This window comes from Arthrobacter sp. UC242_113, from assembly GCF_044054585.1.
GTDB lineage: Bacteria > Actinomycetota > Actinomycetes > Actinomycetales > Micrococcaceae > Arthrobacter.
The window spans coordinates 747,451-765,860 of record NZ_CP171968.1; the positions used below are offsets into that span (position 1 = coordinate 747,451).

The 18,410-nt window shown below is 66.7% G+C and carries 13 protein-coding genes and 3 pseudogenes; 14 read left to right on the plus strand and 2 right to left on the minus strand.

Annotated features, from left to right (window positions below; genetic code table 11):
• Positions 1-33 precede the first annotated feature (33 nt).
• From ACHMXB_RS03390 to ACHMXB_RS03410, 5 genes and pseudogenes are all read left to right on the plus strand, one after another.
• Positions 34-1,726: pseudogene (locus tag ACHMXB_RS03390) on the plus strand (ribonuclease J).
• Between the two features lie 85 nt (positions 1,727-1,811).
• The gene (locus tag ACHMXB_RS03395; RefSeq protein WP_395402775.1) at positions 1,812-4,700 is read left to right on the plus strand and encodes a DNA translocase FtsK; all 2,889 of its coding nucleotides are present in this window, start codon (positions 1,812-1,814) and stop codon (positions 4,698-4,700) included.
• Between the two features lie 54 nt (positions 4,701-4,754).
• Positions 4,755-5,414: a CDP-diacylglycerol--glycerol-3-phosphate 3-phosphatidyltransferase gene (gene pgsA / locus ACHMXB_RS03400; protein WP_395402777.1), complete on the plus strand. Its 660-nt coding sequence runs from the start codon at positions 4,755-4,757 to the stop codon at positions 5,412-5,414.
• Positions 5,411-5,896 carry a CinA family protein gene (locus tag ACHMXB_RS03405; protein ID WP_395402779.1) on the plus strand — a complete coding sequence of 162 codons (486 nt, stop codon included), beginning with the start codon at positions 5,411-5,413 and terminating at the stop codon, positions 5,894-5,896. Before pgsA ends, ACHMXB_RS03405 begins: the two co-directional genes overlap by 4 nt.
• A 191-nt stretch (positions 5,897-6,087) precedes the next feature.
• Positions 6,088-6,540 carry a helix-turn-helix domain-containing protein gene (locus ACHMXB_RS03410; RefSeq protein ID WP_003798764.1) on the plus strand — a complete coding sequence of 151 codons (453 nt, stop codon included), beginning with the start codon at positions 6,088-6,090 and terminating at the stop codon, positions 6,538-6,540.
• Between the two features lie 91 nt (positions 6,541-6,631).
• Here ACHMXB_RS03410 and ACHMXB_RS03415 read toward each other — a convergent pair whose 3' ends face one another.
• Positions 6,632-7,138, minus strand: a complete 507-nt coding sequence (locus ACHMXB_RS03415) for a MarR family winged helix-turn-helix transcriptional regulator (RefSeq protein WP_395402782.1) — start codon at positions 7,136-7,138, stop codon at positions 6,632-6,634.
• Between the two features lie 42 nt (positions 7,139-7,180).
• Here ACHMXB_RS03415 and ACHMXB_RS03420 point away from each other — a divergent pair, with 42 nt between their 5' ends.
• From ACHMXB_RS03420 to dapF, 7 genes and pseudogenes are all read left to right on the plus strand, one after another.
• On the plus strand, positions 7,181-7,420 hold the full coding sequence (locus ACHMXB_RS03420; RefSeq protein ID WP_395402784.1) for a DUF3046 domain-containing protein: 240 nt from the start codon (positions 7,181-7,183) through the stop codon (positions 7,418-7,420).
• Between the two features lie 209 nt (positions 7,421-7,629).
• Positions 7,630-8,682, plus strand: a complete 1,053-nt coding sequence (gene recA, locus ACHMXB_RS03425; protein ID WP_395402786.1) for a recombinase RecA — start codon at positions 7,630-7,632, stop codon at positions 8,680-8,682.
• Positions 8,683-8,782: 100 nt separating this feature from the next.
• Entirely contained in the window at positions 8,783-9,298 is a 516-nt protein-coding gene (locus tag ACHMXB_RS03430) for a regulatory protein RecX (RefSeq protein WP_395405107.1), read from the plus strand.
• A gap of 55 nt (positions 9,299-9,353) precedes the next feature.
• Positions 9,354-10,907, plus strand: coding sequence for a tRNA (N6-isopentenyl adenosine(37)-C2)-methylthiotransferase MiaB (miaB, locus tag ACHMXB_RS03435; RefSeq protein WP_395402788.1), 1,554 nt, complete (start codon positions 9,354-9,356; stop codon positions 10,905-10,907).
• Between the two features lie 4 nt (positions 10,908-10,911).
• Complete coding sequence (gene miaA, locus ACHMXB_RS03440; protein WP_395402790.1) at positions 10,912-11,811, plus strand: tRNA (adenosine(37)-N6)-dimethylallyltransferase MiaA; 900 nt, start codon at positions 10,912-10,914, stop codon at positions 11,809-11,811.
• A 32-nt stretch (positions 11,812-11,843) separates the two neighbouring features.
• On the plus strand, positions 11,844-12,812 hold the full coding sequence (locus tag ACHMXB_RS03445) for a DMT family transporter (RefSeq protein WP_395402792.1): 969 nt from the start codon (positions 11,844-11,846) through the stop codon (positions 12,810-12,812).
• Positions 12,809-13,752, plus strand: a pseudogene (dapF, locus tag ACHMXB_RS03450) (diaminopimelate epimerase). Before ACHMXB_RS03445 ends, dapF begins: the two are co-directional and overlap by 4 nt.
• Here the strand turns inward: dapF and ACHMXB_RS03455 are convergent.
• Positions 13,733-14,348 (minus strand): annotated as a pseudogene (locus tag ACHMXB_RS03455) (class I SAM-dependent methyltransferase). The pseudogenes dapF and ACHMXB_RS03455 overlap by 20 nt on opposite strands.
• Positions 14,349-14,743: 395 nt before the next feature.
• On the opposite strand from ACHMXB_RS03455, the gene hflX reads away from it, so the two are divergent.
• Both hflX and ACHMXB_RS03465 read left to right on the plus strand, forming a co-directional pair.
• Positions 14,744-16,321, plus strand: a complete 1,578-nt coding sequence (hflX, locus tag ACHMXB_RS03460; RefSeq protein WP_395402794.1) for a GTPase HflX — start codon at positions 14,744-14,746, stop codon at positions 16,319-16,321.
• Positions 16,314-18,374 (plus strand): ATP-dependent DNA helicase, encoded by a 2,061-nt coding sequence (locus ACHMXB_RS03465; protein ID WP_395402796.1) that lies wholly within the window; start codon positions 16,314-16,316, stop codon positions 18,372-18,374. The genes hflX and ACHMXB_RS03465 overlap by 8 nt, the downstream gene beginning before the upstream one ends.
• Positions 18,375-18,410 lie beyond the last annotated feature (36 nt).

Sequence of the window (18,410 nt, forward strand, 5' to 3'; positions counted from 1 at the left end):
ACCGGCACTCTTCCGTCTGGAAAGAAGTGCATTATGACCCAAGTAGCCCTCCCCGGCCTCGTTACGCCTCCCCGCCTTCCCCAGGGCACCCTGCGGATTGTTCCGCTGGGCGGGCTCGGCGAAATCGGCCGGAACATGGCTGTGTTCGAAATCGACGGCAAGCTGCTGGTCGTTGACTGCGGCGTCCTCTTCCCCGAGGAAACCCAGCCCGGCGTTGACCTGATCCTGCCCGATTTCTCCTACATCGAGGACCGGATCGACGACATCGTGGCTGTAGTCCTCACGCACGGCCACGAGGACCACATCGGAGCCGTTCCGTACCTGCTGCGGCTCCGCAACGACATTCCGCTGGTGGGATCGCAGCTGACGCTGGCACTGATTGAAGCCAAGCTCCAGGAACACCGGATCAGGCCCTACACGCTGTCCGTCACCGAGGGGCAGGTGGAGCAGTTCGGTCCCTTCCAGTGCGAGTTCGTTGCGGTCAACCACTCCATCCCGGACGCCCTGGCGGTCTTCATCCGCACAGCCGGCGGCACGGTGCTGCACACGGGCGACTTCAAGATGGACCAGTTGCCGCTCGACGGCCGCATCACCGATCTCCGGCACTTCGCCAAGCTCGGCGAAGAAGGCGTAGACCTGTTCATGTCCGACTCCACCAACGCCGACGTTCCGGGCTTCACCACCGCGGAGAAGGAGATCGGCCCCACCCTGGACCGGCTCTTCGGCCAGGCCACCAAGCGCATCATCGTGGCGTCGTTCTCATCCCATGTGCACAGGGTGCAGCAGGTCCTGGACGCCGCTGCCAAGCACGGCCGCAACGTCGCCTTCGTGGGACGTTCGATGGTGCGGAACATGGCCATCGCCGCCAAACTTGGTTACCTCCACGTGCCGGACGGCATTCTGGTGGATCTGAAGAACATCGACTCACTGCCGGACAACAAGGTGGTGCTGATGTCCACCGGGTCCCAGGGCGAACCCATGGCCGCTCTTTCGCGCATGGCCAACGGCGACCACCGCGTGGTGGTGGGCCAGGGCGACACCGTCATTCTGGCGTCCAGCCTCATTCCCGGCAACGAGAACGCCGTCTTCCGCATCATCAACGGCCTGCTGAAGCTCGGCGCCGACGTGATCCACAAGGGCAACGCCAAGGTCCATGTGTCCGGCCATGCCGCGGCCGGGGAGCTCCTTTACTGCTACAACATCCTCGAGCCGCTCAACGCCATGCCTGTGCATGGCGAGACGCGCCACCTGATCGCCAACGGCAAGATCGCCGAGGAGTCGGGCGTTCCGACGGCCAGCATCCTGCTCGCCGACAACGGCACGGTGATCGACCTGCGGGACCACCAGGCCGACATCGTCGGCCAGGTCGAGGTTGGCTTCGTGTACGTTGACGGCTCCAGCGTCGGCGAAATCACCGACGCAGACCTCAAGGACCGCCGCGTCCTGGGCGATGAAGGCTTCATCTCCATCATTACGGTCATCAACAGGGCCACTGGCAAGGTTGTCTCCGGGGCCGGAGATCCACGCCCGCGGCGTCGCTGAGGACGACTCGGTCTTCGACGACATCATTCCCAAGATCAACGCCGCGCTGGAGGAGGCCGTGCTCAGCAACGCTGACCACACTAACCACCAGATGCAACAGATCGTCCGCCGGGTGGTCGGCACGTGGGTCAACCGCAAGCTGCGCCGGCGCCCCATGATCATCCCGGTGGTCCTGGAGGCCTAACCGCCGCTGCCCGGGGGCTGAACACAGCCCCCGGAAAGCCCGGAAATCCGCGGTTTCGAGGCCGCAGTGGAGTACCGTGACAGATATGGCCACTCGTACTTCCCCCGCGCCAAAACGTACCCCGAGCAGTAAAACGGGCGCATCCACAGGCCGGAGCGGCTCCTCCGCGGCCAAATCCGGCCGGACCGGATCGTCCGCCGGCAGCGCCCGCACGCGCCAGCTTCCCGCCGTCGAACACCGGCAGCCCTGGCTGCTGCGGGTGGCCGGCGGGGCCTGGCTGGGCATCGGCCACCTGGTGGGCGGGGGAGTGCGCCGGATCGGCCAGGACGTCAGCGACCTCGCACCCGAAGACCGCCGCGACGGGGCCGCCCTGTTCAACCTGGCCCTGGCGGTCTTCATCGCCACCTTCGCCTGGTGGGGTTTCCGCGGCTGGTTCCCGGACGCCGTCTACGCGGTGGTCAACGGCACCTTCGGCTGGATGTCGCTGGTCCTGCCGCTCATGCTCTTCGTGTGCTCCTGCCGGCTGTTCCGGCAGCCTGTGGACGGCCGCGGAAACAACCGCGTGGGCATCGGCTTCCTCATCATGACGTTCGCGGGATGCGGCATTGCGCACATCGTGGGCGGCCAGCCGACCGTCAGCGAGGGCTTCGACGGGTTGCGGCAGGCCGGCGGCATGCTGGGCTTCCTGGCGGCCTCGCCGCTGGCTGCCATTCACGCCGCGGTCCCGGTGGTCCTGTACGGGCTCCTGGCCTTCGTATCTGTCCTCATCGTCACGGCCACGCCGTTCGGCGCCATACCGCGGCGGCTGCGCGGCGCGTACGAGCACCTGATGGGCATCGACCTGCAGGAGAACGACGGCGACGCCCACGACCGCAGCTACCTGTACGAGAACAGCCCTCCCGCCCCCAAGAAGAAGCGCAAGCGGCTCTTCGGCAAGGACGAGGAAGCCGACCCCCGGCTGGAGGGCTACGTCGGAGACGAAGCCTTTGAGCATGCCGTGGTCGACGACGACGAGCCGTCACCGGAGGCCGGAAAGGGGCGCCCTGCAGTGGCCCCCGGAGTCCGGCGGCCCACGCAGGCGGAGATCGCCGTCGAGAAGATCAAGGCAGCCCAGGGACTCGGCGCCAAGGGTGCCGAAACAGAGAACGCCACCGAGGCCATTCCGCTCGTGGTCCCGGGCACGGCCGGTTCGGCGAATGCACCCGGCGCGGCTCCCGCTGCCGCCGCGCAGGTGCCGTCCAAGCCAGTAGCGCCCGCGCCGCCGCCCACACCGATTCCGCAGCGCACGGAGCAGCTGTCCCTCGCAGGCGATGTCACCTACACTCTGCCGTCGTCCGACGTGCTCACGCCCGGCTCCATTCCCAAGGAACGCACGGAAGCTAACGACGCCGTCGTCGCCGCCCTGACGGACACGCTTCAGCAGTTCAACGTGGATGCCACTGTGACCGGTTTCAGCCGCGGTCCCACCGTGACCCGGTACGAGATCGAACTGGCGCCGGGCACCAAGGTGGAGCGGGTCACCGCGCTGTCCAAAAACATCTCCTACGCCGTCGCCTCGAGCGACGTCCGCATCCTCAGCCCCATTCCGGGCAAGTCGGCCATCGGCATCGAGATCCCCAACACGGACCGCGAGACCGTGTCGCTGGGCGACGTCCTGCGCAGCCAGAACGCCCGCCGCACCGACCACCCCATGGTCATGGGCGTCGGAAAGGACGTCGAAGGCGGCTACGTCGTGGCCAACCTGGCCAAGATGCCCCACCTGCTGGTGGCCGGTGCCACCGGTGCCGGTAAGTCCTCGTTCGTGAACTCGATGATCACGTCCCTGCTGATGCGCGCCACCCCCGACGAAGTCCGCATGGTCATGGTGGACCCCAAGCGCGTGGAGCTAACCGCCTACGAAGGCGTGCCGCACCTCATCACGCCCATCATCACCAACCCCAAAAAGGCTGCGGAGGCACTGCAGTGGGTGGTCCGGGAGATGGACGCGCGCTATGACGACCTCGCCAACTACGGCTTCAAACACGTCGACGACTTCAACAAGGCGGTGCGAGCCGGCAAGGTCCAGCCGCCGGTGGACTCCAAGCGGGTCATCCGGCCCTACCCCTACCTGCTGGTGATCGTCGATGAGCTCGCCGACCTGATGATGGTCGCGCCGCGGGACGTGGAGGATTCCATCGTCCGCATCACGCAGCTGGCGCGCGCCGCCGGCATCCACCTGGTGCTCGCCACGCAGCGCCCGTCCGTGGACGTGGTCACCGGCCTGATCAAGGCCAACGTGCCCTCCCGCATGGCCTTCGCCACCTCATCCGTGACCGACTCCCGCGTGGTCCTCGACCAGCCCGGGGCCGAGAAGCTGATCGGACAGGGTGACGCGCTGTTCCTTCCCATGGGTGCCTCGAAGGCGATGCGCGTGCAGGGCGCCTGGGTCACCGAATCCGAGATTCACAAGGTCGTGGAACACGTCAAGGGCCAGCTCCAGGCCGTCTACCGTGACGACGTCGCCCCCGAAGCGCAGAAAAAGCAGATCGACGACGACATCGGGGACGACCTCGAAGTGCTGCTGCAGGCCACGGAGCTGGTGGTCACCACCCAGTTCGGCTCGACGTCCATGCTGCAGCGCAAGCTCCGCGTCGGGTTCGCCAAGGCAGGCCGACTCATGGACCTGCTCGAATCACGTGGCGTGGTTGGTCCATCTGAAGGCTCCAAGGCGCGCGATGTGCTGGTCAAGCCGGACGACCTCGCCGCGGTTCTGGCCGCGATGAAGGGCCAGGAAGCCCCGGCCATGGCCGATTCGCAGACCGCCGCGCTCAGTGACAACGCCAACGCCAACATCGCGCAGGGCGGCTACGCGGAGGACCTCGTTGCCGCCGACCTGGACAACCGCACCCAGAGCGTCGACTATTACGATGGCGCCGACAGCTCCGGTGACGACGAGGATGGTTCCGAGGACGCCTGGTCCCTCACCGGCAGGTAGTCCTCATGAGTTTCAGCAAGAAAGCGGTGGCGCGGAAGACGGTAGCCTAGAAGGGTGACTAGCACCGAAGCGACCGCGGCCGGATCCAACAGCTCCGGGATCTGGAATCTTCCCAACATCCTCACGATGCTCCGCATCGCGCTGGTGCCGTTCTTCGTGTGGTTCCTGATCGCCGACGCCCCGGGCCTGCGGAGCGAGTCCGGCGGGTGGCGCTGGGCGGCTGTGGCGGCGTTCGCCGTCGCGATTTACACGGACAAGCTCGACGGCGACATCGCCCGAAGCCGGGGACTGGTCACTGACTTCGGCAAGATTGCCGATCCGATCGCTGACAAGCTGCTTACCGGATCCGCCCTGGTCATGCTGTGTGTCCTGAATGAGCTGCCCTGGTGGATGACAATCGTGATCCTGGTCCGTGAGTGGGGCATCACGGCGCTGCGGTTCTTCGTCATCCGGTACGGCGTCATCCCGGCATCACGCGGCGGCAAGCTCAAGACGGTTGTCCAGACCGTGGCGATCTTCCTCTACCTCCTTCCACTGGCCTCCATCGCACCGTGGCTGACCTGGGTGGCCTTCGCGGTGATGCTGGCAGCCGTGCTGATCACCGTCTGGACCGGCGTCGAATATGTCATTCAAGCGATGAAAGTCAGGTCGGAGGGGCTGCGCCGGCGGGCCGCTGACCTCGGCCAGCAGGAGAACGGGGAGGGCCAGCCGTGACGAATCTGCACCGGATCGCCGGGGAAGCCGTGGCTGCTGCCGTCGGGCGCGGCGTCACCGTCGCCACCGCGGAATCGCTCACCGCGGGAATGGTCGCCGCCGTACTGGCGGACACCCCGGGGGCGTCCGCCATGCTGCAGGGCGGCGTGGTCTCCTACAGCAATACCGTGAAGCGGGACGTCCTTGGCGTTTCCCAGGACCTGTTGGACGCCGTCGGATCCGTGGATGAAGCAGTGGCTGCCGCCATGGCCGACGGCGCCCGGCGGGTCTGCGGCGCGGACCTCGCCGTCTCCACCACGGGCGTGGCCGGCCCTGACGCGCACGACGGCAAGGCCGTGGGAACGGTGTTCGTCGGTGTCGCCACCTCCCAGGGTGTGCGGGCCTTTCCGTACAGCTTCCAGGGCACCCGGGCAGAAATCCGCGGGCTGGCCTGTGCCGCCGCGTTAGAGCGGCTTCAGGAGGCGCTGGCTGCGTTAAGCTGAGTTTCCGGCTTCGCTGACCTGGCCCACTGGCTGCGCTAAGCTACCCCGAGTAAGGTTGCCGGGAACAAAAAGCGAATCCGAATAGTTGTCACATTGTGTCGCCTCTCCTTGAGGGAGGCGCCTAGGATGAAGAGAACATATGCGGTTTACGTCACAGTGAACCGGAACCATGAGGGAGCAAGGCGATACAGATGGTAAAGCAGCCCGTGTCCGTAAACGGCGTTGTCCGCTGGAAGGACGTGGGCCTCGCCGATCAGGCCAAGAGCGAGCAGAAGGAGCGCAAGATGGTTGTACTTCGTCACGAAATCGGTGATGTACTGCGCGATGTCCGCCAGCGTCAAGGACGTACCCTCCGCGAAGTTTCGCACAGCGCCCGGGTCTCCCTGGGTTACCTGAGTGAAGTGGAACGCGGCCAGAAGGAAGCTTCCTCGGAACTACTGTCCTCGATCTGTTCGGCGCTGGATGTTCCGCTTTCCAGCATGCTCCGTGAGGTCAGCGACCGCGTGGCTGTCGCCGAAGGCGTAGCCGTGCCGGACACCGTCCCGCAGGAATTCTCCCAGCGTTACGGCCGTGACCTTGAGCGCGACCTGAGCAGCGAGCTCAACAACGAGCTCGCCACGGAAATGCTGTCGGGCGCCCGGTAACGGAACCCGGAACTCCGGACTAAATAGCAACAGCAAAGGCCTCCGGCAGTCCGCCGGAGGCCTTTGTCGTGCCTGGAAATCAAGTGCTAATCTAGGCGTCGTCCCGGGGGAACCCGTCACGTTCGTATGTGGCGTTGAGCTTGGCCATGTAGGTGGCCAGTGCGTCGAGGTCCTCCACGGGCCATTCGCCCAGGCGCTCACGGAACACCTGCCGCCGGGCATCCTGCACCTGGTGCATCTTCTCTTCGCCTTCGGCTGTGAGCCGGATCGTTTGCGCCCTGCCGTCCAGCGGGTCGGCTTCCTTGAGCACCAGGCCGATGCTTTCAAGGAATGCGATTTGCCTGCTGACGGACGGCTTGCCGACGCCGATGCTGGATGCAAGTTCGGTGAGGCGGATGGGGCCGCTTTTGCGGATCACGCTGAGCAGTCCGTAGGCGGCCGGCTCCATGTCCGGGTGGACCTCGCGCGACAGTTGCTGGGAGATGGACCGGGCCCGTCGCCAGAAGAGACTGATCTGGTGCTCCACGTTGGTCAGTGCCGCATCAAGCGTTTCCTCGAAGGGGGCTGTGGTTCCAGGGGCTTCAGCGGGGTTGCACATGGCAACCATTCTAGAGTCAGGGTCCGTGAGAGACTGTATTGGGTGAGGATTAGTGATTTCTGGCGGCTGATGGACGACGAATTCGGGGCCGGCTACTCGCGTGTGCTGGGCGGCTCCCTCGTCCTTGCCGGAGTCGGCGGCCGGACGGCCGACCAGGCCCTCGCCGCGGGCATCAGTCCGCGCGACATCTGGCTGGCGGTGTGCGACGTGCAGGACGTCCCCGAGGAGCGCCGCCTTGGCCGCGATATCAAGCCGCGACAGCACGGGCCAGACCTGGTCTGAGAAGATCCCGTTCCGGCCCGGGAACCTGCTGACACGCCGACGGATTGTTCGAATACCTGTTCGGGTGCGACTATGATTTTTGCCAGCGGGTTATCCACATACGTGCGCCTGCCCGGTAAGAATGTCAGCGGGTGGCGCTAGCGTCGGTGATGACAGACAAAGGGCCGCAGAGGCCCCTCCAAAGCGAGAAAGCATTAGAGGTGTGAACCATGGCGGCAGCCCCGGATCGTGCAAAAGCGCTAGAAGCAGCGCTCGCGCAGATTGACAAGCAGTTCGGTAAGGGATCGATCATGCGGCTGGGCGACGAAACACGCGCCCCCATCGAGGTCATCCCCACCGGCTCCATCGCGCTGGACGTCGCTCTGGGAATTGGTGGTCTCCCGCGGGGCCGCGTCGTCGAGATCTATGGTCCGGAATCGTCAGGTAAGACCACCGTGGCCCTGCACGCTGTGGCCAACGCCCAGCGCGCCGGTGGCATCGCCGCCTTCATCGACGCCGAGCACGCCCTTGATCCCGAGTACGCCGCCAAGCTCGGCGTGGACACGGACGCCCTGCTGGTCTCCCAGCCGGACACCGGGGAACAGGCCCTGGAGATCATGGACATGCTGGTGGGCTCCGGCTCGCTGGACATCGTGGTCATCGACTCCGTGGCTGCGCTGGTGCCGCGTGCGGAAATCGAAGGCGACATGGGCGACAGCCACGTCGGCCTGCAGGCCCGCCTCATGAGCCAGGCCCTGCGAAAGATCACCGGCCGGCTGAGCCAGACCAAGACCACCGCCATTTTCATCAACCAGTTGCGCGAAAAGATCGGCGTGTTCTTCGGTTCTCCGGAAACCACCACCGGTGGTAAGGCGCTGAAGTTCTACGCCTCCGTGCGTATCGACGTCCGCCGCATCCAGACCCTGAAGGAAGGTGCCGACTCCGTCGGCAACCGGACCAAGGCCAAGATCGTCAAAAACAAGATGGCTCCGCCCTTCAAGATCGCCGAATTCGACATCATCTACGGACAGGGCATTTCCCGCGAGGGCGGCATCATCGACATGGGCGTGGAGCACGGCATCATCAAGAAGTCCGGGTCCTGGTTCACCTACGACGGCGACCAGCTCGGCCAGGGCATGGAGAACTCGCGCCGCTTCCTGCGCGACAACCCGGAACTCGCCGCGGAACTGGAACGCCTCATCAAGGAAAAGCTCGGCGTGGGAACCAAGCCCGCTGCCGATGCCGAAGCTTCACCGAAGCTGAAGGCCGTTGACGGCTTCTAGCAGACGCCGGTCCTCTTCGGCCTTCGCCAAGGCCGGAGGGGACCGCCAAGCAGGGCCCGGCCCGGAACCGGATGAGGACCGGGACGCAGATCCGGCATCGGTGGCACGCGCCATCGTGCTGCGCCAGCTGACCGCATCGCCTAAGAGCCGGCTGCAGCTTGAACGCAAGCTGGCCGAGCGCAACGTGCCAGAGGACGTCGCCGCGGCCGTGCTGGACCGCTTCGAAGAGGTCCGGCTCGTTGACGACGCCGAATTTGCGGACATGTGGGTGCGGAGCAGGTCGCAGTCGCGCAGGCTGGCCAGGGGAGCCCTGCGCCGGGAGCTCGCGGACAAGGGCATTGACCCTGACACGGCGGCCTCCGCTTTGGAGCAGGTCAGCGACGAGGACGAGGAAGCCGCCGCGCGCCACCTCGTGGAGCGCAAGCTACGGCCGGGGACGGACCTGACTGACCGGGCGGAACGCGACAAGGCCACACGCCGGCTCGCGTCCATGCTCGCCCGCAAGGGGTACCAGCCCTCGCAGGCTTTCCGGATCGTGGGGGAGGTCCTGGACGCTGCAGCCGGGGGTGCCGCCTCCGCCGAGGACGCCTACGGGGCCGCCGTGTCCTGGGAATGATCGAACGCGGGGAGTGAACGCGGCGGGTACTCGTGGCAGCCGGTACCCTTATTGGGTGAGTCTGACCTATCCTTCCCCCGCCCCCGCCCCCGGCACTGAAAACGCAACCGGCGGCGGTGTTGTGCCCCGCACCTACCAGGTGCGCACCTTCGGCTGCCAGATGAACGTTCACGACTCCGAGCGCATGGCGGGCATGCTGGAGGCCGCCGGTTATGTACCGGCGGACGGTGCCCAGGCCGACGTCGTCGTGTTTAACACCTGCGCGGTGCGGGAGAACGCGGACAACAAGCTCTACGGCAACCTCGGCCAGCTGGCGCCGATCAAGGCGGCCAACCCGGGAATGCAGATCGCCGTCGGAGGCTGCCTTGCCCAGAAGGACCGCGAAACCATCCTGAAGAAGGCGCCCTGGGTCGATGCCGTCTTCGGCACGCACAATGTCGGCGCCCTGCCTGCCCTCCTGGACCGGGCGCGCCACAACAACGAGGCCCAGCTGGAAATCCTCGAGTCGCTGGACGTCTTCCCGTCCACGCTGCCCACCAAGCGCGACTCTGTCTATTCGGGCTGGGTGTCCATTTCGGTCGGCTGCAACAACACCTGCACCTTCTGCATCGTCCCTGCCCTGCGGGGCAAGGAAAAGGACCGCCGGCCGGGAGAGATCCTTGCCGAGGTGCAGGCTTTGGTGGACGACGGCGCCATCGAAGTGACGCTCCTCGGCCAGAACGTGAACTCCTACGGGGTGGAGTTCGGCGACCGCCAGGCCTTCTCCAAGCTGCTGCGCGCATGCGGCGAGATCGCGGGCCTGGAACGCGTGCGTTTCACTAGCCCCCACCCGGCGGCGTTCACCGATGACGTCATCGACGCCATGGCCGAGACTCCCAACGTCATGCCGCAGCTGCACATGCCGCTCCAGTCGGGATCGGACAAGGTCCTGCGTGACATGAAGCGTTCCTACCGGTCGGCGAAGTTCCTCGGAATCCTGGACAAGGTCCGCGCCAGGATGCCGCATGCCGCGATCTCCACGGACATCATTGTCGGCTTCCCGGGGGAGACGGAGGAGGATTTCCAGGCGACCCTGGACGTCGTCGAAAAGTCACGCTTCGCCACGGCCTTCACCTTCCAGTATTCGAAGCGGCCCGGCACGCCGGCCGCGGACCTGCCGGACCAGCTGCCCAAGGCGGTAGTGCAGGAACGCTTTGAGCGCCTCACCGCGCTTCAGGACCGCATCGCCGCGGAGGAGAACGCCAAGCAGCTGGGACGCCGCGTCGAGGTCATGGTCACCGCCCAGTCCGGCCGCAAGTCTGAGGAAACGCACCGCCTCTCAGGCCGTTCGCAGGACCAGCGCCTGGTCCACTTCACGGTTCCCGAGGGCGCTCCTGCCCCGCGTCCCGGAGACCTGGTGACAGTCACCATCACGGAAGCGGCCGCCTTCCACCTGGTTGCCGATCCGGCCACCGCGCACGACTACTCCCTGCGCCGGTCCCGCGCCGGCGATGCCTGGGACAGGGCGCAGGCCGACTCCTGCGGCATCCCGGCACCCGGTGCCGCGGGGGCTGCGGGCAGGACCGGCGTGTCGCTGGGCATGCCGTCACTCCCGGTGCGGAGCCGCTGACCTAGTGTCGGGCCAACCCCCCGTCATAGCGGTTGTCGGCCCCACCGGTTCGGGCAAGTCCGACCTCGCCGTCGATCTTGCCCTGGCCCTAAACGGTGAGGTGATCAACGCCGACGCCATGCAGTTCTACCGCGGCATGGACATCGGCACCGCCAAGGTCACCGAGGCTGAACAACGGGGCGTCCGGCACCACCTGCTGGACATCCTGGACGTGACGCAGGAAGCGTCGGTGTCCGACTTCCAGCAGCAGGCAAGGGACGCCGTCGCCGACATCCACCGCCGCGGCAAACGCGCCATCCTGGCAGGCGGGTCGGGCCTGTACGTTCGCGCCGCCCTCGATGTGCTGGACTTCCCGGGAACCGATCCGGAAATCCGCACCCGGCTCGAACAGGAGAACGCCGCGGAGGGGGCTGCGGTGCTGCTGGAGCGCCTCCGGGCGATAGATCCCGTCTCCGCCGGGCGCCTCGGCGACGCCCGCCGCATCATCCGCGCTCTGGAGGTGTTCGAACTGACGGGACGCCCGTTCAGCTCCTTCATGCCAACCCGCGAGTACCACCAGCCCGCCCTCCAGATCGGACTGGAGGTTGACCGTGAGCAGCTGCGCGACCGGCTCGCCGTCCGCGTGCACCGGATGGTGGAGCGGGGGCTGCTGGCCGAGGTTGAACGGCTGGACGCCCAGGGACTTCGCCGCGGCAAGACCGCACCCCGCGCACTGGGCTACGCACAGTTCCTCAAGGTGCTCGACGGCGAAGCGGATGTAGCGCAGGCAGCCGAAGAAACCATCGTGGCCACCAGGCAGTTCGCCCGCCGGCAGCTGACATGGTTCCGGGCCGACCCCCGCATCAGCTGGCTGGACTGGCAGGACGCTGAGCTCGCCGCCAAGGCAGCCGGGCTCTGCCGCTGAGCCACGCACCACGCACCTAAGGAAAGACCCTGATGACCCTCGCCCTTGCCACCACGCCAAAGCGCACTTCGCGGCGGACCCTCACGGTTGCGGTCACCTCGCTGCTGGGGGCGACGCTGTTCTGGGCCGGCAACTACATCGTCGGGGCCGGCGCGGTCGAGAGCATCGATCCTCTCAGCCTGGTCCTGTTGCGCTGGTCGCTCGCCCTGGTTCCGCTGCTGGCCATCGCACAGATCGCGGAGCGCCCGCAATGGCGGCAGGTCCTGGCCGCGTGGCCATGGCTGATCGCCCTGAGCGTGTTCGGACTGCTGGGCTACAACCTGCTTTTGTACACGGCTCTCGAGCACACCGATGCGTTCAGTGCTTCCCTCATCAATGCGTTCAACCCGGCACTCATAACATTGGCCGCCGTATTCCTGCGCGAACGCCTGACTCGCCGGGCAGTTGGAGGTGTCCTGATTGCACTTGCCGGCGTGCTGCTTGTCCTCAGCAACGGCGACCTGGGCAAGCTGCTGCATGCCGGATTCGGGACCGGTGAGCTGTTCATGCTCGGAGCCATTGCAGCGTGGTCCGCCTATACGATTACCGGACGCCTGGCTCCGCCGCTGCCACCGATAACCGCAACGGCCATCCAGGCCGCGATCACGGTCGTTGTGCTCGCACCACTCAGCCTCGCTGCCGGCGGTCCGGCGCTGCCGTCCACGCCGGGTGCCGTCTCTTCCCTGGTCTTCATCGCGCTGTTCCCGTCGGTGCTGTCCTACCTGCTCTGGAACCGCGCCCTGGCAGTCATCCCGGCCGGCAACGCCGGAGTGTTCCTCAACCTCATCACCGTCTTTACAGCCCTGTTCACAATCCTCTCCGGCCATCCCTACACGTTCGCCCAACTAGCAGGCGGTGTGATTGTGGTCGCCGGCATCCTCCTGACCAGCACCCGCGGCCGCAGAGGCGGATCCACACCGTTTTTCTGGCGCCACCGGCGGACGGGTAACCTTGAACCATGAATGAAACCCTTGCAGAAACAGCCCGGCCCGCCGCCACCACACTGAGCGGACTGCGGTTCTCCAAGGGCCACGGAACAGGCAACGATTTCGTCCTGGTCGCTGATCCCGAGGGCGTGCACGCGATCTCCGCGGAGCAGGTCGCCCAGCTGTGCGACCGGCACCGCGGCATCGGCGGCGACGGACTCATCCGCGCCGTCCCGTCCCGTCTCCTTGACGAGGGCCGTCAGATTCTTGCCGAAAATCCCGGCGCCGAGTGGTTCATGGATTACCGCAACGGTGACGGTTCGCTGTCGGAGATGTGCGGCAATGGCGTGCGTGTCTTCGTCCACTTTTTGCTGGCTGAAGGCCTGGCTGAGCTGCCGGCCGGCGGCTCGCTGACCATTGGCACCCGCGGGGGCGTCAAGACCATTGTCCGCACAGGTGACGGCTACGCCGTCGACATGGGCCCCTGGGAGTTCATCTTCCCGGACGAGGCGGCGGCCCGCGCCATGGATTCGCTGGTCAGCGCGGAGGGACTCGAGGTGCCGCGGCCGGCGTTGTCCGTCAGCATGGGCAACCCCCACACGGTCGTCGCCCTCGCCGAGCTGTCCGAACTCCGCGACACCCGGCTCTTCACCGCCCCGCACGTCGACCCGGCTCCCGCCAATGGCACGAACGTCAGTTCGTTGTCCCGGCCGAACCGCTGGTGCACGACGGCGTGGGCACCGTGACCATGCGGGTCCATGAACGTGGCGTCGGTGAAACGCAGTCCTGCGGCACCGGCGCATGCGCCGCGGCGGTGGCCATCCGTCACTGGGCCGGGCAGGGCGCCCCGGACGCCTGGCAGGTGAAGGTGCCGGGCGGCGTCGTGGGCGTGAAGTTCTTCACCGTCGCCGGCGGCCGCGAGCACGTTGAGCTCAGCGGCCCGGCAACGATCGTTGCTACTGGGACGCTTTCCTGACCCGCAGGATCCTGAAAGATTTGGATGTGCTTTCCCGCGTCACCGTGAACGAGTCGTCCAGAACCTCCGCCAGCCAGCGCTGAAGCGTGTCCGAGCCCAGGTTCTTCTGCACCACCAGCCAGGCCGAACCGCCCGGTGCCAGCCTCGGCAGCCAGAGCAGCAGGAGTGAGTGCAGCTCATCCTTGCCGATCCGGATCGGCGGATTGGACCAGATGGTGTCGAAGCGGATATCGGGATCCACGTTCTCCGGCGTGCTGGCCGTGACATTGCTCAGCCCGAGCAGTTCGGCGTTCCCGTTGGTGAGCGCGATGCACCGTTCATTGACGTCCACGGCGTAGACCTGCGCGTGCGGTGCCCGCAGCGCCATCGTCAGGGCGATGGGTCCCCCACCCGCAGCCGATGTCGAGCAGGTTTCCCTGCGGCGCAGGCGCGGGAACCTCGGCCAGCAGGATGGCCGTCCCCTTGTCGATGCCATCCGGGCTGAAGATGCCGGACGAGGTCTGCAGCTTGCGCGTTTCACCGGCCAGTTCCACTGTGAGGGGCTTGCGGGTAAACGGCCCCGCGGGTGAGGCGCTGAAATAGTGGGCAGACTCCATAACTGGCCAGATTAGTGGTCTGGCCCGCCCGATGGGAAACCGGCTGACGGGAAGCCGGCTGGCGGGAAGCCGGCTGGCGGGTCTGGTATCCTTAAACGCATGTTCCTGATTTTTGAGTAGCCGGTACTTCTTTTTGCCCGCGGCCTTCAGCCGCCGGCACCGGCCCATGGCTCCCCTCCACCGCGACGCAGGCATTGCCCTTTACAGGCACACACCTTCCGCCGGAGCGCAGCCCGAACAGCACTCAATCAGACCGCTTCCCGCCGGCCATGCCCGACGTCTGCCGGCATATCAGGAGACCCTCCATGACCCCTCGCAGTCAGCCCAGCGCGAATACCGCTGCCAAGGGCGGCAATCAGCACTATTCTGAAGATGCAGAACCTTCAAAGGAGACCATGACCAATCAGCAAAATCCCGGATCCGAGCCGGCAGCCCAGGACATGAGTCCTGAGGAGATCCAGGCTGTAATCGACCGGATCCTCGCCAAGGACGTCCCGGCCAAGAACGCCACACCTGCCAACGGCAGCCGCGCGGACAGCCAGGGCGTCCTGGGCAAGGCGCAGGCCATCTCGCAGCTCGCCGAAGAGCACAGCACGTACGACGGCGACCAGCAGGACCTCGAGGAACGCCGGGCACTGCGACGCACGGCCGGGCTGTCCACCGAACTCGAGGACGTCACCGAAGTCGAATACCGGCAGTTGCGCCTGGAACGAGTCGTTCTCGCGGGTCTCTGGACCGAAGGCACGCTTGCCGACGCCGAGAATTCCCTGCGTGAACTCGCCGCCCTGGCGGAAACAGCTGGCTCGGAAGTCCTCGACGGACTGGTCCAGCGACGCGCCAAGCCGGACCCCGGGACTTTCCTCGGTTCCGGCAAGGCCCTGGAACTCAAGGACGTGGTGATGTCCACCGGCGCCGATACCGTCGTGGTGGACGCCGAACTCGCTCCGTCGCAGCGGCGCGGCCTTGAAGACATCGTCAAGGTGAAGGTCATCGACCGCACGGCCCTCATCCTCGACATCTTCGCCCAGCACGCCAAGAGCCGCGAAGGTAAGGCCCAGGTGGAGCTGGCGCAGCTCGAGTACCTCCTCCCGCGCCTCCGCGGATGGGGTGAATCCATGTCCCGCCAGGCCGGTGGCCAGGTGGGTGGCGCCGGCGCCGGCATGGGCTCTCGTGGTCCCGGTGAAACCAAGATCGAACTGGATCGGCGAAGGATCCGCACCCGGATGGCCAAGCTGCGGCGGGAGATCGCCGCGATGAAGCCCGCACGGGAGACCAAACGGGCCAACCGACGTCGCAATGAAGTCCCGTCCGTGGCCATCGCCGGATACACCAACGCCGGCAAGTCCTCACTGCTGAACCGCCTTACCGACGCCGGCGTCCTGGTGGAGAACGCCCTGTTCGCCACCCTGGATCCGACCGTCCGCAAGGCCGAGACCGCCGACGGGATGGGGTACACGCTGGCCGACACCGTGGGCTTCGTCCGGTCCCTTCCCACCCAGCTGGTGGAGGCGTTCCGTTCCACCCTTGAGGAAGTGGCGGATGCGGACTTGATCCTGCACGTCGTCGACGTGTCGCACCCGGACCCTGAGGGCCAGATCGCCGCCGTACGCGCGGTGTTCGCCGAGGTGGACGCCCGCAAGGTGCCTGAGATCATCGTCCTGAACAAGGCCGACGCCGCCGACCCGTTTGTGGTGGAGCGGCTGAAGCAGCGCGAACCGCGGCACGTGGTGGTTTCGGCGCGTACGGGGGAGGGTATTGCCGAGCTGCTCGAGGCCATCAGCGAAGCCATCCCGCGGCCTAACGTCAAGATGCAGCTCCTCGTGCCGTACCACCGCGGTGATCTCATCAGTAAGCTGCACGACTCCGACGCGGAGATCCTGAGCCTGGATCACGAAGAGGGCGGCACCCGCGCCGTGGTCATGGTCCGGGAAGGCCTCGCGGCTGAACTGGAATCCTTCAGCACCGATGACTGACGGGGCGGCAGCCGCCGGCGCCGCGGCCACGGCCGGCGAGCAGCTTGTACTCGACCTGCTCGACCGTGCCGTGGCTGGCATGGGCGGCCAAAGCCGCAGCGGCCAGCACGAGATGGCCCGGCAGGTGGCGCGCGCAATAGAAACCGGCGACCACCTGCTGGTGCAGGCCGGCACGGGAACCGGCAAGTCGCTGGCCTACCTGGTCCCGCTCATCGCGCACTCGCTAGAGAGCAATAAGCCGACCCTCGTCTCCACCGCCACCCTCGCGCTGCAGACCCAGATCGTGGGCCGTGACCTCCCGCGGCTGCTGGAGAGCCTCAAACCGGCACTCGACCGGCCCGTGAAGGTGGCCTTGGTCAAGGGCCGCGCGAACTACGTCTGCAGGCACAAGCTGGAGGGCGGCTTTCCCTCCGAGGAACCCTCGGAGGGTCAGCTGTTCTCCCTGGGCGAGGACACCAGCGTCCCGCACTTCGCCGCGGCCATGGGCGGCCCCTCCTCGCAGCTCGGCAAGGAGGTGGTCAGGCTCCGGGAATGGGCGGAGCAGACCACCACGGGCGACCGGGACGAGCTCCTTCCCGGTGTCACGGACCGGGCCTGGCGGCAGGTGTCCGTCACATCTATGGAATGCCTCGGCGCGCAGAAATGCCCCCTGGCTGAAGAGTGCTTCAGCGAACTTGCCCGCCATAACGCCACCGAAGCCGACGTCGTGGTGACCAACCACGCCATGCTGGCCGTCAGCGCCTTTGAGGGCCTGGCCGTGCTGCCGGAGTACGACGTCGTGGTGGTGGACGAGGCCCACGAACTCCAAGACCGGGTGACCGGCGCGGTTTCGGGGCAGCTGTCGGTGGCCATGGTCCATGCCGCGGCGTCCGGCGCCCGCAAGCACACCGGGATCACTGTTGACGCGCTCAACACGGCGGCTGCCAACCTTGAGGTGGCTCTTGCAGGCGTTCCCAGCGGCTTGCTGCCCAACGGCCTGAGCGACGAGCAGCTGGATTGTGTGGACCAGCTTCGAGAGGCCTGCCGGGCGGCGCTGTCGGACTCCAAAGGGGACAGCAACACAACGGCCGACGGCGGGCGGCAGCTCGCGCGCTCCCGCCTGCTGGTGATCCTGGAGCTTTGCGAACGTTTGATTGCGGCGCGCGAAAACCGCGAAGTGGTCTGGTTCTCCCGGAACAGCACGTTTGATCCCCAGCAGGGATACTCGGCGCCGGACGAGACTGCCCCGGCTCTGGTCAACATCGCCCCGCTGAGCGTCGCAGGCAGGCTCCGGGAAGGCCTGTTCGCCGGCCATACCGTGGTGCTGACGTCGGCCACACTGGCCATCGGCTCTGCCTTCGAACCCGCCGCAGGCGGACTGGGCCTGGTCGGGGACGGTGCACCGAGCTGGACCGGCGTCGACGTGGGTTCGCCCTTCGACTACCCCCGGCAGGGCATCCTTTACGTGGCAGGGCACTTGCCGAAACCGGGCCGCGGCACTTCGCCTGAGGCGCTGGACGAACTCGAGTCCCTCATCCGCGCCTCGGGCGGGGGAGCGCTCTGCCTGTTCTCCTCCCGGCGGGCCGCCGAGGAAGCGGCGGACGCCCTGCGCACGCGGCTGGATGTCAGCATTCTCTGCCAGGGCGAATCCACCATGACGGCACTGGTGAAGCAGTTCGCCGACGAGCCCGATACGTGCCTGTTCGGCACGATGTCACTCTGGCAGGGCGTCGACGTGCCGGGCGGATCATGCCGCCTGGTGGTCATCGACAGGATCCCCTTCCCGCGCCCGGACGACCCCCTGATGACCGCGCGGTCCCGGGCCGTTGCCCAGGCCGGCGGCAACGGTTTCATGTCCGTGTCCGCCACGCATGCGGCCATCAGGCTGGCCCAGGGGGCGGGACGGCTCATCCGGTCCACGAATGACAAGGGCGTGGTGGCGGTGCTGGATTCCCGGCTGTCCACGGAACGCTATGGCGGGTTCCTGCGGGCCGCCCTGCCGCCGTTCTGGCCGACGACCGACAAGAAGACCGCCGTCGCAGCACTCGAACGGCTCGCCGGCGCACAGGCGTAAGGAAGCCCCGGGCTATAACAGCCCGGGGCCGAAGTT

Excerpts from the sequence above, each read along its gene's own strand:
- ACHMXB_RS03415 (WP_395402782.1), bottom strand. The coding sequence starts at position 7,138 with ATGTGCAACCCCGCTGAAGCCCCTGGAACCACAGCCCCCTTCGAGGAA.
- ACHMXB_RS03465 (WP_395402796.1), top strand. The coding sequence starts at position 16,314 with ATGACTGACGGGGCGGCAGCCGCCGGCGCCGCGGCCACGGCCGGCGAG.
- recA (WP_395402786.1), top strand. The coding sequence starts at position 7,630 with ATGGCGGCAGCCCCGGATCGTGCAAAAGCGCTAGAAGCAGCGCTCGCG.
- ACHMXB_RS03395 (WP_395402775.1), top strand. The coding sequence starts at position 1,812 with ATGGCCACTCGTACTTCCCCCGCGCCAAAACGTACCCCGAGCAGTAAA.
- hflX (WP_395402794.1), top strand. The coding sequence starts at position 14,744 with ATGACCAATCAGCAAAATCCCGGATCCGAGCCGGCAGCCCAGGACATG.
- ACHMXB_RS03445 (WP_395402792.1), top strand. The coding sequence starts at position 11,844 with ATGACCCTCGCCCTTGCCACCACGCCAAAGCGCACTTCGCGGCGGACC.
- ACHMXB_RS03410 (WP_003798764.1), top strand. The coding sequence starts at position 6,088 with ATGGTAAAGCAGCCCGTGTCCGTAAACGGCGTTGTCCGCTGGAAGGAC.